19 protein-coding genes are annotated in these 20,450 nt (G+C 57.9%); 16 read left to right on the forward strand and 3 right to left on the reverse strand.

Annotated elements, in window-relative coordinates; translation table 11 throughout:
- Window positions 1-16: 16 nt before the first annotated feature.
- The 12 genes from sdhC (at window position 17) to ACYZT8_RS08420 (ending at window position 14,587) form a co-directional block, all read left to right on the forward strand.
- Window positions 17-391, forward strand: a complete 375-nt coding sequence (sdhC, locus tag ACYZT8_RS08365) for a succinate dehydrogenase, cytochrome b556 subunit (RefSeq protein WP_033053500.1) — start codon at window positions 17-19, stop codon at window positions 389-391.
- On the forward strand, window positions 385-753 hold the full coding sequence (gene sdhD, locus ACYZT8_RS08370) for a succinate dehydrogenase, hydrophobic membrane anchor protein (RefSeq protein ID WP_007945134.1): 369 nt from the start codon (window positions 385-387) through the stop codon (window positions 751-753). Before sdhC ends, sdhD begins: the two co-directional genes overlap by 7 nt.
- Window positions 754-756: 3 nt before the next feature.
- Window positions 757-2,532 carry a succinate dehydrogenase flavoprotein subunit gene (gene sdhA, locus ACYZT8_RS08375; protein ID WP_429533780.1) on the forward strand — a complete coding sequence of 592 codons (1,776 nt, stop codon included), beginning with the start codon at window positions 757-759 and terminating at the stop codon, window positions 2,530-2,532.
- 11 nt (window positions 2,533-2,543) lie between these two features.
- Entirely contained in the window at window positions 2,544-3,248 is a 705-nt protein-coding gene (locus ACYZT8_RS08380; protein ID WP_056743991.1) for a succinate dehydrogenase iron-sulfur subunit, read from the forward strand.
- Window positions 3,249-3,507: 259 nt separating this feature from the next.
- On the forward strand, window positions 3,508-6,339 hold the full coding sequence (locus ACYZT8_RS08385; protein WP_461980305.1) for a 2-oxoglutarate dehydrogenase E1 component: 2,832 nt from the start codon (window positions 3,508-3,510) through the stop codon (window positions 6,337-6,339).
- A gap of 42 nt (window positions 6,340-6,381) precedes the next feature.
- A complete protein-coding gene (gene odhB / locus ACYZT8_RS08390; RefSeq protein WP_033056077.1) occupies window positions 6,382-7,602 on the forward strand; it encodes a 2-oxoglutarate dehydrogenase complex dihydrolipoyllysine-residue succinyltransferase in 1,221 nt (406 codons plus the stop codon).
- Window positions 7,603-7,712: 110 nt separating this feature from the next.
- Entirely contained in the window at window positions 7,713-9,149 is a 1,437-nt protein-coding gene (lpdA, locus tag ACYZT8_RS08395) for a dihydrolipoyl dehydrogenase (protein ID WP_095130080.1), read from the forward strand.
- Window positions 9,150-9,345: 196 nt separating this feature from the next.
- Complete coding sequence (gene sucC / locus ACYZT8_RS08400; RefSeq protein WP_008148602.1) at window positions 9,346-10,512, forward strand: ADP-forming succinate--CoA ligase subunit beta; 1,167 nt, start codon at window positions 9,346-9,348, stop codon at window positions 10,510-10,512.
- A complete protein-coding gene (gene sucD, locus ACYZT8_RS08405; RefSeq protein WP_010166265.1) occupies window positions 10,512-11,393 on the forward strand; it encodes a succinate--CoA ligase subunit alpha in 882 nt (293 codons plus the stop codon). Before sucC ends, sucD begins: the two co-directional genes overlap by 1 nt.
- Window positions 11,394-11,856: 463 nt before the next feature.
- Window positions 11,857-13,170: a branched-chain amino acid transport system II carrier protein gene (brnQ, locus tag ACYZT8_RS08410; RefSeq protein WP_461980306.1), complete on the forward strand. Its 1,314-nt coding sequence runs from the start codon at window positions 11,857-11,859 to the stop codon at window positions 13,168-13,170.
- Between the two features lie 278 nt (window positions 13,171-13,448).
- On the forward strand, window positions 13,449-14,186 hold the full coding sequence (locus ACYZT8_RS08415) for a DUF599 domain-containing protein (RefSeq protein ID WP_461980307.1): 738 nt from the start codon (window positions 13,449-13,451) through the stop codon (window positions 14,184-14,186).
- Window positions 14,186-14,587 (forward strand): MAPEG family protein, encoded by a 402-nt coding sequence (locus tag ACYZT8_RS08420; protein WP_461980308.1) that lies wholly within the window; start codon window positions 14,186-14,188, stop codon window positions 14,585-14,587. Before ACYZT8_RS08415 ends, ACYZT8_RS08420 begins: the two co-directional genes overlap by 1 nt.
- Window positions 14,588-14,654: 67 nt before the next feature.
- Here ACYZT8_RS08420 and ACYZT8_RS08425 read toward each other — a convergent pair whose 3' ends face one another.
- Window positions 14,655-14,888 carry a hypothetical protein gene (locus ACYZT8_RS08425; RefSeq protein ID WP_150655145.1) on the reverse strand — a complete coding sequence of 78 codons (234 nt, stop codon included), beginning with the start codon at window positions 14,886-14,888 and terminating at the stop codon, window positions 14,655-14,657.
- A gap of 157 nt (window positions 14,889-15,045) precedes the next feature.
- Between ACYZT8_RS08425 and ACYZT8_RS08430 the strand changes: the two genes are divergently transcribed.
- From ACYZT8_RS08430 to ACYZT8_RS08445, 4 genes are all read left to right on the forward strand, one after another.
- Window positions 15,046-15,522 carry a PaaI family thioesterase gene (locus tag ACYZT8_RS08430; protein ID WP_461957851.1) on the forward strand — a complete coding sequence of 159 codons (477 nt, stop codon included), beginning with the start codon at window positions 15,046-15,048 and terminating at the stop codon, window positions 15,520-15,522.
- Complete coding sequence (locus ACYZT8_RS08435) at window positions 15,519-15,971, forward strand: PaaI family thioesterase (protein ID WP_461980309.1); 453 nt, start codon at window positions 15,519-15,521, stop codon at window positions 15,969-15,971. Before ACYZT8_RS08430 ends, ACYZT8_RS08435 begins: the two co-directional genes overlap by 4 nt.
- 81 nt (window positions 15,972-16,052) lie before the next feature.
- Entirely contained in the window at window positions 16,053-17,957 is a 1,905-nt protein-coding gene (htpG, locus tag ACYZT8_RS08440) for a molecular chaperone HtpG (RefSeq protein ID WP_461980310.1), read from the forward strand.
- 66 nt (window positions 17,958-18,023) lie between these two features.
- Complete coding sequence (locus ACYZT8_RS08445; RefSeq protein WP_461980311.1) at window positions 18,024-18,752, forward strand: dienelactone hydrolase family protein; 729 nt, start codon at window positions 18,024-18,026, stop codon at window positions 18,750-18,752.
- A gap of 135 nt (window positions 18,753-18,887) precedes the next feature.
- On the opposite strand, the gene ACYZT8_RS08450 is transcribed toward ACYZT8_RS08445, so the two are convergent.
- Together ACYZT8_RS08450 and ACYZT8_RS08455 are read right to left on the reverse strand one after the other, a co-directional pair.
- Window positions 18,888-19,775, reverse strand: coding sequence for a pirin family protein (locus ACYZT8_RS08450; protein WP_461980312.1), 888 nt, complete (start codon window positions 19,773-19,775; stop codon window positions 18,888-18,890).
- A gap of 61 nt (window positions 19,776-19,836) precedes the next feature.
- Entirely contained in the window at window positions 19,837-20,253 is a 417-nt protein-coding gene (locus ACYZT8_RS08455) for an OsmC family protein (protein WP_219095619.1), read from the reverse strand.
- Between the last annotated feature and the right edge of the window lie 197 nt (window positions 20,254-20,450).

A 20,450-nucleotide genomic window follows, 5' to 3' on the forward strand; every position in this document is an offset into this window, starting at 1 on the left:
AGTGTGAAAAAAAGCCGTGAATAGCCAACGACCTGTAAACCTAGACCTAAGGACCATCAAACTCCCAGTCACTGCTTACACGTCCATTCTTCACCGAATCTCCGGAATCATCCTCTTTGTCAGCCTGGCCATCATGCTTTATGCATTGGACAAGTCGCTCGACTCGGAAGAAGGTTTCGGCCAGGTGAAAGCGTGTCTGACCAGTCCGCTAGCCAAGCTAGTGACATGGGGCATCCTGTCCGCCTTGCTGTATCACCTGGTTGCCGGTGTGCGCCACTTGATGATGGACATGGGCATCGGCGAGTCGCTTGAAGGCGGCAAACTGGGCTCGAAAATCGTTATCGCCGTTTCCGTGGTGGTAATCGTTCTGGCAGGAGTTTGGATATGGTAACTAACGTCACGAACCTGTCGCGTTCGGGCCTCTATGACTGGATGGCACAACGTGTGTCTGCGGTCGTTCTCGCGGCTTACTTCATTTTCCTGATCGGATACGTCGTCGCCAACCCTGGCATCGGCTACGCCCAATGGCATGAACTGTTCGCAAGCAACTGGATGCGTATTTTCAGTCTCCTGGCTCTCGTTGCCCTCGGCGCTCACGCCTGGGTCGGCATGTGGACCATTGCGACCGACTACCTGACGCCAATGGCGTTCGGCAAGTCCGCGACTGCAATACGTTTCCTTTTCCAGGCGGTATGCGGCGTTGCAATGTTCGCTTACTTCGTCTGGGGTGTGCAGATTCTCTGGGGTATCTGATTCATGTCTACTACCGTTAATACGCTTTCGTTCGACGCCATCATCATTGGCGGCGGCGGTGCTGGCATGCGCGCTGCGCTGCAGCTGGCACAAGGTGGTCACAAGACTGCCGTAGTTACCAAGGTTTTCCCGACTCGTTCGCACACTGTATCCGCCCAGGGTGGCATCACTTGCGCCATCGCTTCGGCAGATCCGAACGATGACTGGCGCTGGCACATGTACGATACCGTCAAGGGTTCCGACTACATCGGTGACCAGGACGCTATCGAATACATGTGTTCCGTAGGCCCGGAAGCGGTCTTCGAGCTCGAGCACATGGGTTTGCCGTTCTCCCGTACCGAACAAGGCCGCATTTATCAGCGTCCGTTCGGCGGTCAGTCGAAAGACTTCGGTAAAGGTGGCCAGGCTGCACGTACGTGCGCCGCTGCCGACCGTACCGGTCACGCTCTGCTGCACACTTTGTACCAGGCCAACCTCAAGGCCGGCACCGTATTCCTCAACGAATACTACGGCGTCGACCTGGTGAAGAACGAAGACGGTGCCTTTGTCGGCATGATCGTCATCTGCATCGAAACCGGCGAAACTTCCTACGTCCGCGCTAACGCCACCGTATTGGCGACCGGCGGTGCAGGTCGTATCTACTCGTCCACCACCAACGCCCTGATCAACACCGGTGACGGCGTCGGCATGGCTCTGCGTGCTGGCGTGCCGGTACAAGACATCGAAATGTGGCAGTTCCACCCGACCGGTATCGCCGGCGCTGGTGTACTGGTTACTGAAGGCTGCCGCGGTGAAGGCGGTTACCTGATCAACAAGCACGGCGAGCGTTTCATGGAGCGTTATGCTCCGAACGCCAAAGACTTGGCTGGTCGTGACGTTGTTGCCCGTTCGATGGTTAAAGAAATCATCGCCGGCAACGGTTGCGGTCCGGATGGCGACCACGTAATGCTGAAACTCGATCACCTCGGTGAAGAAGTTCTGCACAGCCGTCTGCCAGGCATCATGGAACTGTCCAAGACCTTCGCCCACGTCGATCCAGCCGTGGCGCCGATTCCGGTCGTTCCAACCTGCCACTATATGATGGGCGGCGTTGCCACCAACATTCATGGCCAGGCAATCACCCAGGACGCCGACGGCGTCGACCAGATCATTCCTGGTTTGTTCGCAGTGGGCGAAGTGGCTTGCGTATCGGTTCACGGTGCCAACCGTCTGGGCGGCAACTCGCTGCTCGACCTGGTGGTATTCGGCCGTGCGGCCGGCCTGTTCCTTGAGCAGACCCTGAAAGAAGGCGTCGACTACACCCGCGCTCGCCAGTCCGACATCGACGCTGCCCTGGCACGTCTCGATGGCCTGAACTCGCGTACCGAAGGCGAAGACGTCGCCACCCTGCGTAAAGAGCTGCAAAGCTGCATGCAGAACTACTTTGGTGTATTCCGTACCGGCGAATACATGCAGAAGGGTATTGCCCAGCTGGCTGATCTGCGTGGCCGTATCGCCAACGTCAAGATCAACGACAAGAGCCAGGCGTTCAACACCGCTCGAATCGAAGCCCTGGAACTGCAAAACCTGCTGGAAGTGGCCGAAGCCACCGCCATTGCTGCAGAGATCCGCAAAGAGTCCCGCGGCGCTCACGCCCGTGAAGACTACGAAGATCGCGACGACGAAAACTGGCTGTGCCACACCCTGTACTTCCCGGGTGACAAGCGCGTGACCAAGCGTGCCGTGAACTTCTCGCCGAAGACTGTTCCGACTTTTGAACCTAAGATTCGGACTTATTAAGGGTGGCCGCCATGTTGCAAGTCAGTGTTTATCGCTACAACCCTGATCAGGACGCTGCGCCGTTCATGCAGGAATTTACGGTCGATACCGGTGGTAAAGACCTGATGGTGCTGGACGTGCTGGCCCTGATCAAAGAGCAGGACGAAGGTTTCTCCTATCGTCGCTCTTGCCGTGAAGGTGTTTGCGGTTCCGACGGCATGAACATCAACGGCAAAAACGGTCTGGCCTGCGTCACGCCGCTGTCTGCTGTCGTAAAAGGTAACAAGCTGATCGTTCGTCCGCTGCCAGGTTTGCCGGTTATCCGTGACCTGGTCGTCGATATGAGCATCTTCTACAAGCAATACGAAAAGGTTAAGCCATACCTGCAGAACGACACGCCGGCTCCGGCCATCGAGCGTCTGCAGACCCCTGAAGAGCGTGAAAAGCTCGACGGTCTGTACGAGTGCATCCTGTGCGCTTGCTGCTCGACCTCTTGCCCGTCCTTCTGGTGGAACCCGGACAAGTTCCTGGGTCCAGCTGCTCTGCTGCAAGCGTACCGCTTCCTGGCAGACAGCCGCGACACCAAGACTGCCGAGCGTCTGGCTTCGCTGGATGACCCGTTCAGCGTATTCCGCTGCCGCGGGATCATGAACTGCGTCAACGTCTGTCCGAAAGGCCTGAACCCGACTAAGGCCATCGGTCACGTACGTAACATGCTGCTGCAAAGCGGCGTGTGATTCAGCTGTAAACGCAGGACCGCTGTACCCGTAGATGCTACGGCGCAGGCTTCAACCGGCGCCGTAGTTTTAACCTGAGCAGCAGCTTATAAGGCTGCGGCTCTTATTTTGAAGAAATGAGACAAGCAGGGGCATCCGGGCTGGTACCCGGACTATCAGCGTGATCCTAAGTGGCTTGTTTTGGTCGCTGCATTCGGACTTCTGCAAGTTTGCTCGGTGTCGACGCCGGTGGTGTTCCCCTAACCGAGGGTGACCAAGCATGCAAGAAAGCGTGATGCAGCGCATGTGGAACAGCGCCTACCTATCCGGTAGTAACGCTGCCTATGTGGAAGAGCTCTACGAGCTCTACCTGCACGACCCTAACGCTGTGCCAGAAGAGTGGCGCACCTACTTCCAGAAGTTGCCGGCTGACGGCAACACTGCCACCGATGTTTCGCACTCCACAATTCGCGATCATTTCGTCTTGCTGGCAAAGAACCAGCGCCGCGCCCAACCGGTTTCCGCCGGGAGCGTGAGCAGTGAGCACGAGAAGAAGCAAGTTGAAGTGCTGCGATTGATCCAGGCCTACCGTATGCGTGGCCACCAGGCAGCCCAGCTTGACCCGCTGGGGCTGTGGCGGCGTCCTGCACCTGCAGACCTGTCGATCAATCATTACGGCTTGACCAATGCCGATCTTGATACGACCTTCCGTGCCGGCGACCTGTTCATCGGCAAAGAGGAGGCGAGCCTACGCGAAATTCACGAAGCGTTGCAGCAGACATATTGCCGCACCATCGGCGCTGAATTTACGCACATCACCGATTCCGAGCAGCGCCAGTGGTTCCAGCAGCGTCTGGAAAGCGTACGCGGCCGTCCGACGTACTCCGCCGACATCAAGAGTCACTTGCTTGAGCGCGTTACCGCCGGTGAAGGCCTGGAAAAATACCTGGGCACCAAATACCCGGGTACCAAGCGTTTCGGTCTGGAAGGCGGCGAGAGCCTGATTCCGATGCTCGACGAGCTGATCCAGCGTTCCGGTTCCTACGGCACCAAGGAAATCGTTATCGGCATGGCCCACCGTGGCCGTCTGAACGTGCTGGTCAACACCTTCGGCAAGAACCCGCGCGAGCTGTTCGACGAGTTTGAAGGCAAGAAGAAGGTCGAGCTGGGTTCCGGTGACGTTAAATATCACCAGGGCTTCTCGTCCAACGTCATGACCACCGGCGGTGAAGTTCACCTCGCGATGGCGTTCAACCCGTCCCACCTGGAAATCGTATCTCCAGTGGTCGAGGGTTCGGTTCGCGCCCGTCAGGATCGTCGTAACGACCCTACTGGCGAGAAGGTTCTGCCGATTTCCATCCACGGTGACGCGGCATTCGCCGGTCAGGGCGTGGTGATGGAAACCTTCCAGATGTCGCAGACCCGCGGTTTCAAGACCGGCGGCACCGTGCACATCGTGATCAACAACCAGGTCGGTTTCACCATCAGCAACCCGCTGGACTCGCGCTCCACCGAGTACGCGACCGACGTTGCGAAAATGATCCAGGCGCCGATCCTCCATGTGAATGGTGATGATCCGGAAGCCGTATTGTTCGTGACCCAGCTGGCCATCGACTACCGCATGCAGTTCAAGCGTGACGTGGTGATCGATCTGGTCTGCTACCGTCGTCGCGGCCACAACGAGGCCGACGAGCCTAGCGGCACCCAGCCGATCATGTATCAGCAGATCACCAAACAGCGCACCACCCGTGAGCTGTACGCCGATCGTCTGACTCAGTCCGGCGTGCTGGACGTTGAGCGTGTTCAGGCGAAAGTCGATGAATACCGCAACGCGCTGGACAACGGCCTGCATGTTGTAAAAAGCCTGGTCAAAGAGCCGAACAAAGAGTTGTTCGTGGACTGGCGTCCGTATCTGGGCCACGCCTGGACCGCGCGTCACGACACTCGCTTCGATCTGAAAACCTTGCAGGAACTGTCCGCCAAGCTGCTGGAAATTCCGGAAGGCTTCGTGGTTCAGCGCCAGGTCTCGAAAATCTACGAAGACCGTCAGAAGATGCAAGCCGGCGGCCTGCCGATCAACTGGGGTTACGCCGAAACCATGGCGTACGCGACCCTGGCGTTCGAAGGTCACCCGATTCGCATGACGGGTCAGGACATCGGTCGCGGTACGTTCTCGCACCGTCACGCTGTCTTGCACAACCAGAAAGACGCGGGTACCTACGTCCCGCTGCAAAACCTGTACAAGGGCCAGCCACGTTTCGACCTGTACGATTCGTTCCTGTCCGAAGAAGCCGTGCTGGCGTTCGAATACGGTTACTCGACCACCACGCCTGAGGCGCTGGTGATCTGGGAAGCCCAGTTCGGCGACTTCGCCAACGGTGCCCAGGTGGTTATCGACCAGTTCATCACCAGTGGCGAGCACAAGTGGGGCCGTCTCTGCGGTCTGACCATGTTGCTGCCGCACGGTTATGAAGGTCAGGGGCCGGAGCACTCGTCGGCGCGTCTGGAGCGTTACCTGCAGCTGTGCGCCGAGCACAACATTCAGGTGGCTGTACCGACTACCCCGGCTCAGATCTACCACTTGCTGCGCCGTCAGGTGATTCGCCCGCTGCGCAAGCCATTGATCGTTCTGACTCCGAAGTCGTTGTTGCGTCACAAACTGGCCATCTCGACCCTGGAAGATCTGGCCGAAGGTTCGTTCCAGACCGTTATCCCGGAAATCGATGCCCAAGACCCGAAAAAGGTCGAGCGCATTGTTCTGTGTAGCGGCAAGGTCTACTACGACCTGCTGGAAAAACGCCGTGCCGAAGGTCGTGACGACATCGCCATCGTGCGTATCGAGCAGCTGTACCCATTCCCTGAGGACGACTTGAACGAAGTCCTGGCTCCGTACACCAACCTCAAACATATCGTTTGGTGTCAGGAAGAGCCGATGAACCAGGGTGCCTGGTACTGCAGCCAGCATCACATGCGCCGCATCGTTGGCAATCACAACAAGGCGCTCGTTCTCGAGTACGCCGGCCGTGATGCTTCTGCTGCCCCTGCTTGTGGTTATGCATCGATGCACGCTGAGCAGCAGGAAAAACTGCTGCAAGACGCCTTTACTGTTTAACGCCTTCGCGCACCTGAAACCGAATTTAAGGACTCACAGATAATGGCTATCGAAATCAAAGCCCCCACTTTCCCGGAATCGGTTGCCGATGGCACCGTTGCCACCTGGCACAAACAACCGGGCGACGCTGTAAAGCGTGATGACCTGATCGTCGACATCGAAACCGACAAGGTTGTGCTGGAAGTGTTGGCCACTGCTGACGGCGTGCTGGGCGCTATCGTCAAGAACGAAGGCGACACCGTTCTGTCCGACGAAGTCCTGGGCTCCATCGAAGCGGGCGGCGCTGCTGCCGCTCCAGCGGCTGCCGCTGCTCCGGCGGCTGCACAAGCTGCTGCTCCAGCCGCTGAAGGCGAAGACGATCCTGTTGCTGCACCGGCTGCTCGCAAGCTGGCTGAAGAAAACGGTATCAACATCGCTTCCGTTGCCGGCACCGGCAAAGGCGGTCGTGTGACCAAGGAAGACGTGGTTGCAGCCGTTGCTGCCAAGAAAGCCGCTCCGGCTGCCGCACCTGCCAAGGCTGCTGCTCCGGCTGCCGCTGCTCCTGTGTTCGCCGCTGGCGACCGCATCGAGAAGCGTGTTCCGATGACCCGCGTTCGCGCTACCGTGGCCAAGCGCCTGGTAGAAGCCCAGTCGAACATGGCGATGCTGACCACCTTCAACGAAGTCGACATGACCGAAGTCATGGCCCTGCGTTCGAAGTACAAGGACCTGTTCGAGAAGTCCCACAACGGCGTACGCCTGGGCTTCATGTCGTTCTTCGTGAAAGCGGCCACCGAAGCGCTGAAACGCTTCCCGGCTGTCAACGCCTCGATCGACGGTGCCGACATCGTTTACCACGGCTACGCCGACGTTGGTGTAGCTGTTTCCAGCGACCGCGGCCTGGTTGTACCGGTTCTGCGTAACGCCGAACTGATGAGCCTGGCTGAAATCGAAGGCGGCATCGCCACCTTCGGCAAGAAGGCTCGTGACGGCAAACTGTCGATGGACGAGATGACCGGCGGTACGTTCACCATCACCAACGGTGGTACCTTCGGTTCGATGATGTCGACTCCGATCGTCAACCCGCCACAAGCGGCCATCCTGGGCATGCACAACATTCTGCAGCGTCCTATGGCGATCAACGGTCAGGTCGTTATCCGTCCGATGATGTACCTGGCGCTGTCCTACGATCACCGTCTGATCGATGGCAAAGAAGCTGTGACCTTCCTGGTTACCATCAAGAACCTGCTGGAAGACCCGGCTCGTTTGCTGCTGGATATCTGATTACGTTGCACGGGCCGTCCAGTGATGGGCGGCCCTCCTGTAATGACCAGCTTCGTCCCACGACAATCCCCAAAAGGGATTGTCCGGTTTGATTCGAGAAGGAATGACACATGACTCAGAAATTCGACGTGGTAGTGATTGGCGCGGGCCCTGGCGGCTACGTGGCTGCCATTAAAGCAGCGCAACTGGGCCTCTCCACTGCCTGCATCGAGAAATACACCGACAAGGAAGGCAAACTGGCCCTCGGCGGTACTTGCCTGAACGTCGGCTGCATTCCATCCAAGGCGCTGCTGGACAGCTCCTGGAAATACAAGGAAGCCAAAGAAGGCTTCGCGATCCACGGTATCAATCACGCTGGCGTGACCATGGACGTGGCGGCAATGGTTGGCCGTAAAGCCAACATCGTCAAAGGCCTGACCTCTGGCGTTGCCACCCTGTTCAAGGCGAACGGCGTCACTTCCCTGCAAGGCCACGGCAAACTGCTGGCCGGCAAGAAAGTTGAACTGACCAAGCCAGACGGCACCGTTGAAATCATCGAAGCCGAGAACGTGATTCTGGCTTCGGGCTCGCGTCCGATCGACATTCCACCGGCTCCGGTTGACCAGAATGTGATCGTTGATTCGACCGGCGCACTGGAATTCCAATCGGTTCCAAAACGTCTGGGCGTTATCGGCGCTGGCGTGATCGGTCTGGAACTGGGTTCGGTCTGGTCGCGTCTGGGTTCGGAAGTGGTTGTCCTGGAAGCACTGGAGAAGTTCCTGCCTGCTGCTGACGACGCCGTTTCCAAAGAAGCTTACAAAACCCTGACCAAACAAGGTCTGGACATCAAGCTGGGCGCTCGCGTCACCGGTTCCAAAGTGAACGGCAACGAAGTTGTCGTGAACTACACCGATGCCAATGGCGAACAGAACATCACGTTCGACAAGCTGATCGTTGCCGTTGGTCGCCGTCCAGTGACCACCGAACTGTTGGCTGCCGACAGCGGTGTGAACATCGACGAGCGCGGTTTCGTATTCGTTGACGACCAGTGCGCCACCAGCGTACCGGGCGTTTACGCGATCGGTGACGTGGTTCGCGGCATGATGCTGGCGCACAAGGCGTCCGAAGAAGGCATCATGGTGGTTGAGCGCATCAAGGGCCACAAAGCCCAAATCAACTATGACCTGATCCCGTCTGTTATTTATACTCACCCGGAAATCGCGTGGGTCGGCAAAACCGAGCAGGTCTTGAAGGCTGAAGGCGTTGAAGTTAACGTTGGCACCTTCCCGTTCGCAGCCAGTGGCCGTGCCATGGCAGCCAACGACACCGGCGGTTTCGTGAAAGTCATTGCCGATGCCAAGACTGACCGCGTATTGGGCGTCCACGTGATTGGCCCGAGCGCTGCAGAACTGGTTCAGCAGGGCGCAATCGGTATGGAATTCGGCACCAGCGCGGAAGACCTGGGCATGATGGTTTTCTCCCATCCGACCCTGTCCGAAGCCTTGCACGAAGCAGCTCTGGCAGTGAATGGCGGCGCCATTCACATCGCCAACCGCAAGAAGCGTTAAGACAATAAGAAACCACGGCGGAATGGCCCGTCGTGAGCCTTGCATGCAAGACTCACCGCGGAATATCCGCTGGACGCAGTCTCGCGTAGTTGCACCGGTTGACCGGAAAGGCTACGCGAGCAGCAGTCACAGGTGGTGCGGCACTTGAACAAGTGCAGCACCGAATGCGCAGTACCTAACGAAGACGGTAATAAGCATGAATCTTCACGAGTATCAGGGTAAGCAGCTCTTCGCTGAATACGGCCTGCCAGTATCCCAGGGTTTCGCCGTAGACACCCCGGAAGCAGCAGCAGAAGCGTGCGACAAAATCGGCGGGACCGAATGGGTTGTCAAAGCCCAGGTTCACGCAGGTGGTCGCGGTAAAGCGGGCGGCGTCAAGCTGGTTCGCAGCAAAGAAGACGCCAAAGCATTCGCTCAACAGTGGTTGGGCAAGCGTCTGGTGACTTACCAGACTGATGCCAATGGTCAGCCAGTCACCAAGATCCTGGTTGAATCGTGCACTGATATCGCTAAAGAGCTGTACCTGGGCGCTGTCGTTGACCGTTCGAGCCGTCGCATCGTGTTCATGGCTTCCACCGAAGGTGGCGTGGACATCGAGAAAATCGCTCACGACACTCCAGAAAAAATTCTGAAAGCCACTATCGATCCACTGGTTGGCGCTCAGCCATTCCAGGGTCGCGAGCTGGCATTCCAGTTGGGTCTGGAAGGCAAGCAAGTTGCTCAGTTCGCCAAGATCTTCGTAGGTCTGGCCAAGCTGTTCAAGGATCACGACCTGGCTCTGCTGGAAGTGAACCCGCTGGTGATCAAGGCTGACGGCGATCTGCATTGCCTCGATGCCAAGATCAACATCGACGCCAACGCCATGTACCGTCAGCCTAAGCTGAAGACTTTCCACGATCCGTCGCAAGACGATCCGCGCGAAGCGCACGCTGCCAAGTTCGAACTGAACTACGTAGCGCTGGAAGGCAACATCGGTTGCATGGTCAACGGTGCTGGCCTGGCCATGGGTACCATGGACATCGTCAACCTGCATGGCGGCAAGCCAGCCAACTTCCTCGACGTGGGCGGCGGTGCTACCAAAGAACGCGTTACCGAAGCGTTCAAGATCATCCTGTCCGACACTAACGTCGCTGCAGTACTGGTCAACATCTTCGGCGGCATCGTTCGTTGCGACATGATTGCCGAAGGCATCATCGGTGCAGTGAAAGAAGTCGGCGTGAAAATCCCGGTTGTTGTTCGCCTTGAAGGCAACAACGCTGAGCTGGGCGCTAAAGTACTGGCAGAAAGCGGTTTGAACATCATCGCTGCTACCAGCCTGACCGACGCTGCTCAACAAGTCGTTAAAGCTGCGGAGGGCAAATAATGAGCGTCCTGATCAATAAAGACACCAAAGTTATCTGCCAGGGTATTACCGGTTCGCAAGGTAGTTTCCACACCCAGCAAGCCATCGAATACGGCACCAAGATGGTGGGTGGTGTAACTCCTGGCAAAGGCGGCACCGAGCACCTGGGTCTGCCAGTGTTCAACACCGTGAAAGACGCTGTAGCTGCCACTGGCGCCACCGCCAGCGTGATCTACGTTCCAGCTCCTTTCTGCAAGGACTCCATCCTGGAAGCAGCATTCGGCGGCATCAAGCTGATCGTTTGCATCACTGAAGGCATTCCTACCCTGGATATGCTGGATGCCAAGGTCAAGTGCGACGAGCTGGGTGTTACCCTGATCGGCCCTAACTGCCCAGGCGTGATCACTCCAGGCGAATGCAAGATCGGCATCATGCCAGGTCACATTCACTTGCCAGGCAAGGTCGGTATCGTTTCCCGTTCCGGCACCCTGACCTACGAAGCTGTGAAGCAAACTACTGACGCCGGTTTCGGTCAGTCGACTTGCGTCGGCATCGGCGGTGACCCGATCCCGGGTTCGAACTTCATCGACATCCTGAAGCTGTTCCAGGAAGACCCGAAGACCGAAGCGATCGTGATGATCGGCGAGATCGGCGGTTCGGCTGAAGAAGAAGCGGCTGCCTACATCAAGGCACACGTGACCAAGCCGGTTGTTTCCTACATCGCTGGTGTGACTGCCCCTGCAGGCAAGCGCATGGGCCATGCTGGCGCAATCATCTCCGGCGGCAAAGGCACTGCAGACGAGAAGTTTGCTGCCCTGGAAGACGCAGGCGTTAAAACCGTGCGTTCGCTGGCAGACATCGGCAAGGCTTTGTCCGAGCTGACCGGTTGGGCTGTCAAATAAGCTTCGCGCTTAGCTGACGCTTCACCAAACAAAGGCCACCTTCGGGTGGCCTTTGTCGTTTCCGGCGTTGCAGATGTCCGCAGGGCTTTTGTGGCGAGGGAGCTTGCTCCCGCTGGGCTGCGAAGCGGCCCCAAAACAGGCCGCCGAGTTTTGTCTGGTACGCCGCATGTAATGGTTTTGCGACTGCTTCGCAGCCGAGCGGGAGCAAGCTCCCTCGCCACAGAGTTCTGTGCAGGTAAATTAGATATGTAAACGCGACACAGAAATGTCGCGTATCGGATAGATCGCCCCTTAACAGTGCGTTTGTCGGGCAAATTCGTTAGGCTAGCAGCCATTTTGCGAAACGCGGCCCACAAGGAAGCGACGCGCTAAAGGGTCAGTCCTATACGGACCGACAGCATTTCCCTCACCCACAAGGGAAATCCCTCTCTAAATTCCGATTCAGTAGTGTGGTATTTCCTTAATGAAAGTTTTGAAAGGTCAGGACATCCTGGCACTTGGTTTTATGACGTTTGCCCTGTTCGTCGGGGCCGGTAACATCATCTTCCCGCCTATCGTCGGTTTGCAGTCCGGGCCGAATGTCTGGATGGCGGCGCTGGGCTTTCTGATCACTGCGGTCGGTCTGCCAGTGATCACTGTGGTGGCTCTGGCGAAAGTCGGTGGAGCAATGGATGCGTTGAGCAGCCCGATCGGCAAAATCGCCGGTGGCCTGCTGGCCGCGGCGTGCTACCTCGCCGTCGGGCCGCTGTTCGCCACGCCGCGCACCGCGACCGTGTCGTTCGAAGTGGGTCTGGCGCCGTTGACTGGCGAGAGCCCGCTCGCGCTGTTCCTCTACAGCTCGGTGTACTTCCTGCTGGTGTTCTTCATTTCGCTCTATCCGGGCCGTTTGCTGGATACCGTAGGACGTTTCCTCGCACCCCTGAAGATCATTGCCCTGGCCGCGCTCGGCATCGCCGCGTTCGCGTTGCCCGCCGGCGACATCGGCGTGGCCACTCCGGAATACGTGGCGGCACCGTTCTCACAGGGTTTCATCAATGGTTACCTGACCATGGATACCCTGGGCGCACTGGTGTTCGGCATCGTCATCGTCAACGCGATCCGCTCCCGTGGTGTCGAATCGCCGGTGCTGATCACCCGTTACGCGATCATTGCCGGTCTGATTGCCGGCGTGGGCCTGGCGCTGGTGTACGTCAGCCTGTTCCGTCTCGGTTCCGGCAGCCATGAAGTGGCGGCAGGTGCGACGAATGGCGCAGCGGTGTTGCACGCTTACGTTCAACACACCTTCGGTTCGTTGGGCAGCGGCTTCCTTGCCGTGCTGATCTCGCTGGCTTGCCTGGTGACGGCTGTCGGCCTGACCTGCGCCTGCGCCGAGTACTTCAGCCGTGTTTTGCCGCTGTCTTACAAGACCCTGGTGATCATCCTGGCGGTGTTCTCGCTGTTTGTGTCCAACCTGGGCCTTACCAAGCTGATTGCGTTCTCGATCCCGGTGCTGACAGCGATTTACCCGCCGTGCATCGCCTTGGTAGCGCTGAGCTTCTGCAAGGACTTCTGGCATGAACAGGGCCGCATCGTTGGCCCGGTAATGCTGGTCTCGTTCATCTTCGGGCTGATCGACGCCCTCAAGGGCGCGGGTCTGGCGGACTGGATGCCGACTCAGCTGTCCCACCTGCCGCTGAGCGAGCAGGGCCTGGCATGGTTGGTGCCGTCGGTGATGACGCTGGTCGTCGCGGTGGTTTGCGACCGTTTGCTGGGCAAGCGCGAAGAAGTGCTGGCTTAAGCGGTTTCACGACTCGCCACAAGCGGGTCTTGAGCCTCTACAGAAATGCCCCGTATCAATCGATACGGGGCATTTTTTATGCGCGTGATGCAGTGTCTTTTTTTGTCAGCTAACGTCGAAGCACTGCAAATCCCCTGTGGGAGCGAGCCTGCTCGCGATAGCGGTAGATCAGTCAACATCCGAGTTGAATGTAAATCCGTCATCGTCGGAACGCCGCCCGGAGCCGGCTCGCTCCCACAAAGGTTTCGGTGTTCAGTCTCTACATCACAAGGACCTGCATGTCGTTCATCCACGCCAACATCATCCACATTCTCGCCGCCGTCTGGTTTGTCATCTGCTGGGGCGGTTACACCCGTTATGCCACTTGGAAGGGCCGCGACACCGCGTGCCTGGCCAGTGTGCTGCACTTGTACCGCGAAGACTGGATGCGCCGCATGTTGCTGCGCGACAACCGCATCGCAGACGCCAGCGTGGTCGGCAACCTGGAGCGTAACGCCTCGTTCTTCGCTTCCAGCACACTGATCATCCTGGCCGGTATTCTGACGGTGCTCGGCGCGTCTGAACGGGCCGTGTCGTTGCTGGCGGATATTCCGATGGTGCAGCAGGCGTCACAGGGTATGTCCGAGATCAAGTTACTGTGCCTGGCGCTGGTCTTCGTCTATGCGTTCTTTACGTTCAGTTGGTGCATGCGCCAGTACAACTTCGCCGCGATTCTGATTGGCTCGGCACCAATGATCGGTGAGCGTCACGTTTCCGAACAGGAACGCAAAGCCTTCGCGGCCCGCGCGGCCCGGGTGATCTCCATGGCCGCCAACCAGTTCAACTTTGGCCTGCGCTCTTACTACTTCGGCATGACCATGCTGGCCTGGTTCGTCAGCCCGTGGCTGTTCATGTTGATGAGTGCCGGCGTGGTGCTGGTGTTGTATCGCCGGGAGTTTCATTCCGACGTCCTCGATGTGATGGTCTATACCCCTACAGAGGCGCCATTGCCCGAATCCAGTAAAGAGGCCGCTTGATGAGTATTCCGTTCTGGTGCGTGTTTATCAGCGCCTTGCTGATTTATGTGGCAAAGATCCCGGTGGCCAAAGCCATGAAAGAGCAGGGCGGTTACAACAACCACCTGCCGCGTCAGCAACAAGCGCAACTCACAGGTTTCGGCGCCCGTGCGGTGGCGGCGCATCAAAACTGCTTCGAGGCGTTCATGTTATTTGCGGTGGGGGTGTTGATGGCGCACACCACGCAAACGGCGGGGTGGCTGATCGATTCGCTGGCAATCATCTTTGTGATTACCCGAATCGTTTATTTATTGTGCTATTGGGCTGATCTTGCCTGGCAGCGGAGTCTGGTGTGGTTCGTCGGACTAGTGTGTTCGTTGCTGCTGATGATTAGTCCGACTTTTAGAACTATTTTGCTCTAGCAGGGCAAATGACAGGCAAAAGAAAACCCGCACTTGGCGGGTTTTCTTTATCACGCTAAAAACTGTTTTAGTTTTTAGGTGCTTCTTTTGCTGCGGCTTCGTTCGATTCAGCCTGAGCTTTGGCAGCTTCGGCGTTTTCTTTCGCAGCGTCGTTCACTTTATCCTGAGCTTTGCTCATGTCTTGCTGAGCTTGCTCAGCATGTTTGGCTGCATCTTGAGCTTTGTCCTCGGATTTTTTATCGCAGGCAGCGAGACCGAGGGAAGCGGTCAACATCAAGGCAATAGCTAAAGTCTTACGCATGGGGTGTATCTCCTTATGGAAAATATCTACTGGCCTTTCGAGCACAGCCATCAGGGTTAAGTTCCTCAATTCGTTCAGATATATAAGATTATTCCCATGGGAACTTTTACGAATACGCTGAACACGATCACCGAATACTAAAAAGAGTGTTTATCACATGGCCGAAAACCCCGTTTTTGAGCGCGCGACGCGATTTCTTTCAGCGCTCAGGCATTGTCAGGTACTGGGTTTGCGCGTTCACAGCGCCAGCAGCGACGGACTGACGGTCATCCTGCCGTACAGCCCGCAAATTGTCGGTAACCCGCAGACCGGGGTGATCCATGGCGGGGCGCTGACGACCCTGATGGACACCGCGTGTGGCATGTCGACCCTCTGCGTCCTGCCCGAATTTGAAGTCTGCCCGACCCTGGATTTGCGTATCGACTACATGCACGCCGCCGAGCCGCACAAGGATGTCTACGGTTTCGCCCAATGCTACCGAGTGACCACCGACGTGATCTTCGCTCGGGGCTTTGCCTACCAGGACGATCCCGAACAGCCCATTGCTCATGTGGTCGGCACGTTCATGCGCATGGGCAAAGCCATCAAAGGCACCAAGGGTTTTGGCGGTGCAATCGCCGGAGGTGCGAAATGACTGACACTTTCAAGGAGCAACTTCAGCAGGCCCATGAGCATGGGGACTACGCCTCGCTGCTGCATTTGCTTCCCTACGCCAAACTGATCGGTGTCGAGTGTTCGCGTGTCGGGGATGAGCTGCTGTTTCGCTTGCCGGCCAACAAGGACAACATTGGTAACCCTTTACTGCCCGCCATCCATGGTGGGGTGATCGCCGGTTTCATGGAGCTGTCCGCAGCGCTGCACCTGCTGATTTTCACCGGTTCGCCCGGTGTGCCGAAGATCATCGACTTTTCTCTCGATTACCTGCGAACCGGGCAGTTTCGCGATACCTGGGCCAAATGTCAGGTCTGCCGCCAGGGCCGACGCGTCGCCAACGTAGCGATTACGGCCTGGCAAACCACCGAAGCCGAACCGATTGCCACGGCACGGGCCCATTTCAAAATCGAAGAGCCCTTGAAATCCTGAACTCAGCCCCAAACTCTGATGACAACCCGCCGTCGACCCTGAAGGTCGCGGCCACTGCCATCTGATTGGAGTTTGATGACCATGAGTGTGGAAACTCAAAAGGAAACCCTGGGCTTCCAGACCGAGGTGAAGCAACTGCTGCACCTCATGATCCATTCGCTGTATTCCAACAAGGAAATTTTCCTTCGCGAATTGATCTCGAACGCCTCTGACGCTGTCGACAAATTACGTTTCGAAGCCCTGTCCAAGCCTGAATTGCTGGAAGGTGGCGCCGAACTGAAAATCCGTGTGAGCTTCGACAAGGACGCCAAAACCGTCACCCTCGAAGACAACGGCATCGGCATGAGCCGTGAAGACGCGATCACCCACCTGGGCACGATCGCCAAATCCGGCACTGCCGACTTCATGAAGCACCTGTCTGGCGATCAGAAGAAAGACTCGCACCTGATCGGTCAGTTTGGTGTTGGTTTCTACTCGGCGTTCATCGTCGCCGATAAAGTTGACGTGTTCAGCCGTCGTGCCGGTGCTGCCGCCAGCGAAGGCGTGCACTGGTCGTCCAAGGGCGAAGGCGATTTTGAAGTTGCCACCGTTGATAAAGCCGAGCGCGGCACCCGTATCGTCCTGCACCTGAAGTCCGGTGAAGACGAATTCGCCGATGGCTGGCGTCTGCGCAACATCATCAAGAAGTACTCCGACCACATCGCTTTGCCGATCGAGTTGCCGAAAGAAGTGGCAGCCGCTGAAGGTGAAGAGCAGCCGGCCGTTGAATGGGAAACCGTCAACCGCGCCAGCGCCCTGTGGACCCGTCCTCGCACCGAGATCAAGGACGAGGAATACCAGGAGTTCTACAAACACATCGCTCACGATTTCGAAAATCCGCTGAGCTGGAGCCACAACAAGGTCGAAGGCAAGCTCGAATACAGCTCGCTGCTGTACGTGCCGACCCGTGCTCCGTTCGATCTGTACCAGCGTGAAGCGCCGAAAGGCCTGAAGCTGTATGTACAGCGCGTATTCGTTATGGACCAGGCCGAGTCGTTCCTGCCGCTGTACCTGCGCTTCATCAAAGGCGTGGTCGATTCCAACGACCTGTCGCTGAACGTGTCGCGGGAAATCCTGCAGAAAGACCCGATCATCGACTCCATGAAGTCGGCGCTGACCAAGCGCGTTCTGGACATGCTGGAAAAACTGGCGAAGAACGAGCCTGAGCAATACAAAGGCTTCTGGAAAAACTTCGGCCAGGTCATGAAAGAAGGCCCGGCAGAAGACTTCGCCAACAAAGAGAAAATCGCTGGCCTGCTGCGTTTCGCATCGACCAACGGTGATGAAGGCGAGCAAGTGGTAGGTCTGACCGAGTACCTGGCTCGCGCCAAGGAAGGTCAGGACAAAATCTACTACCTGACCGGCGAAACCTACGCGCAAGTCAAAAACAGCCCGCACCTGGAAGTCTTCCGCAAGAAAGGCATCGAAGTGCTGCTGCTGACCGACCGCATCGACGAGTGGCTGATGAGCTACCTCAGCGATTTCGACGGCAAGAGCTTTGTCGACGTGGCGCGCGGTGACCTGGACCTGGGCAACCTGGACTCGGAAGAGGACAAGAAAGCCGCGGAAGAAGTCGCCAAGTCCAAAGAAGGCCTGGTTGAGCGTCTGAAAACTGCACTGGGCGATTCTGTTGCTGAAGTACGGGTTTCCCACCGTCTGACTGATTCCCCGGCGATTCTGGCCATCGGCGAGCAGGACCTGGGCATGCAGATGCGTCAGATCCTCGAAGCCAGCGGTCAGAAGGTGCCGGAGTCGAAGCCGATCTTCGAATTCAACCCGGCTCACCCGCTGATCGAGAAACTCGACAACGAGCAGAGCGACGAGCGCTTCGGCGACCTGTCGCACATACTTTTCGATCAGGCGGCCCTGGCGGCCGGCGACAGCTTGAAGGACCCGGCCGCGTATGTGCGCCGCCTCAACAAGCTGCTGGTTGAACTGTCGGTTTAACCGAGTTGTACAAAAACCCGCTTCGGCGGGTTTTTTCATTCTGGTGTCTTTTACTGGGAGTTCGTCATGAGCCAAATCACTGTTCGTTCTGTCGCTTATCAGATTGATGGCCAGTCGTATGAAAGCCGTCTGGCGTTCGATGCCGACAACAAAGGCCCACGCCCCGGTCTGTTGATGGCGCCGAACTGGATGGGTGTCAGCGCCGGTGCCGAGGAGATCGCCAAGTCGGTGGCGGCCAAGGGTTATGTGGTGCTGATCGCGGACCTGTACGGCCAGTCGGTGCGTCCGCAGAATGGCGACGAGGCGGGTGCAGCCATGATGCCGCTGAAGAACGACCGCGGGTTGCTGCGCAAGCGCATGCAGGCGGCGTTCGAGCAGTTGCAAGGGCAGGGCGAGGCGGCGGTTGATACTTCGAAGCTGGCGACGTTCGGTTTCTGCTTCGGTGGTTGCTGCGCGCTGGAACTGGCCCGCACGGGCGCGCCGGTAAAAGCGGCCGTTTCGTTCCACGGCACGCTGGATACGCCGAACGCCAATGATGCGAAAAACATCAAGGGCTCGGTGCTGGTACTGCACGGTGCATCCGACCCGTTGGTGCCGAAAGAGCAATTGCCGGCGTTTGAAGAGGAAATGAATGCGGCGGGTGTGGATTGGCAACTGCTGAGCTACGGTGGTGCGGTGCATTCGTTTACTGACCCGCATGCGAATGTGCCGGGGAAGATGATGTATGACGCGAAGACGGCGGGGCGTGCGTTTGCCTCGATGCACAATTTGTTGGATGAAGTGTTTAGCGTCTGATAGCTGTTTCAGCATTGATCGTTCCCACGTCGAGGCGTCGAACCGTCTGCGTGGGAATGCCTCTAGGGACGCTCCGCGTCCAGTGAAGCGGAGCGTCACGGGCTGCATTCCCACGCGGAGCGTGGGAACGATCAGTTACAGGGGAGTCGGTTCGCTTCGGTGTTTTGGCAGTTCGATCCGCTCAACTTCCCCGGGCACAGTCGGCCAATCACCAGCCGCCCAGCGTCGCCGCGCTTCATCGATCGCCGCCGGATCGCTCGCTACAAAATTCCAGTTGATTCGCCGCGGCCCGTCCAGCGGTGCCCCACCAAACAGCACCGCATGACAGTCGCTTTCGGCGAACAACGTCATTTCCTCTCCAGCAGGCAGCACCACTAGCGCATTCAGCTCCAATAGCTCGCCATCCAGCTGCGCTTCGCCACTGAGCACATACAGCGCCCGCTCTTCATGCTCGGTCGGAATCAGCAAGGTGGTCGCCGTTTGCAGGTTCAATTCCGCGTACAAAGTAGGAGAAAGCACCGGCACCGGCGATTCCAGGCAAAAGCCTGACCCGGCAATCATCCGGATCTTCACACCAAGGTTATCGCTGACCGGCAACGTCGCCGCCGGGTGATGGCTGTAGTGGCCTGGTCCCTGTTCATGCTCCTTGGGGGAAGCAAGCCAAACCTGCAAACCGTGCATCGTGAAGCCAGTGTCCTTCAACGCCTCAGGCGTGCGCTCGACATGGGCAATCGCGCTGCCCGCCGTCATCCAGCTGACATCACCGGCGTCCACCACCTGGTCGGAACCGAGGCTGTCCTTGTGCTGGATTTTTCCTTCGAACAAATAGGTGAGGGTGGACAGGCCAATGTGCGGATGCTGACGGATGTTCATGCCTTTACCCGCGAGATAACGGGTTTCGAGCATGTGGTCGAAAAATACGAAAGGCCCGACGCTGCGGCATTTGGCTGACGGCAGCGGGCGCAGAATCGGCTGGCCTTCGACATCTTCGGCGCGAGGGCGGATCACGAGCGGAGTGTTCATGGTGCATTCCAGGCTGAGCGGGTGACGCGTGGAGCATAACCCGCTTGCGCAGCCCTTGCCGCTATTGGCTGAAGGCACCTTCGGACAGATGGGTTTCGATACTCACTTCAGTGCTGGTCATCAGTTTGTGTACCGGGCAACGGTCGGCCACGCGGTGCAGCTCGTCGCGCTGAGCGTCGGTGAGCACACCCTTGAGGGTCAGTTTGACGTGCAGGGCATATTTGCCTTTCTGCTCTTCGCTGTTGTCACGTTTGACTTCGACCGTGACACCGGTCAGCGGGATGTCTTTCTTCTTCGCGTACATCTTCAGCGTCAGGGCCTTGCAGGCACCCAGGGCGGCGTCGAAGTAGTCGTGTGGCTCAGGGGCCGTGCCTTCGCCGCCAGACGTGGTCGGCACATCGGCAAAGAGTTCGTGGTCGTCGATCTGGACGCTGTGGCGAAAACCTTCGGCGGAAACGGTATTGACGGTAACGGTCATGGGGAGCCTCCCAGGCTAAAAAATCATTCGATCAAAAAAGACTTCGAAGTTATAGAGCATTCCTGCGGGGGCGCGTTCCACTTTCTTGTGCGACACGATCAGGCGGCCAGGCGACCGATTGGCTGCGCACGGTTGCGGATGGCGCAATCCCTGCCTATGTTCCTTGCGAGGCATTACTGGCGACTGGCGCGATGACT

Source organism: Pseudomonas sp. LB3P93, from assembly GCF_054898025.1.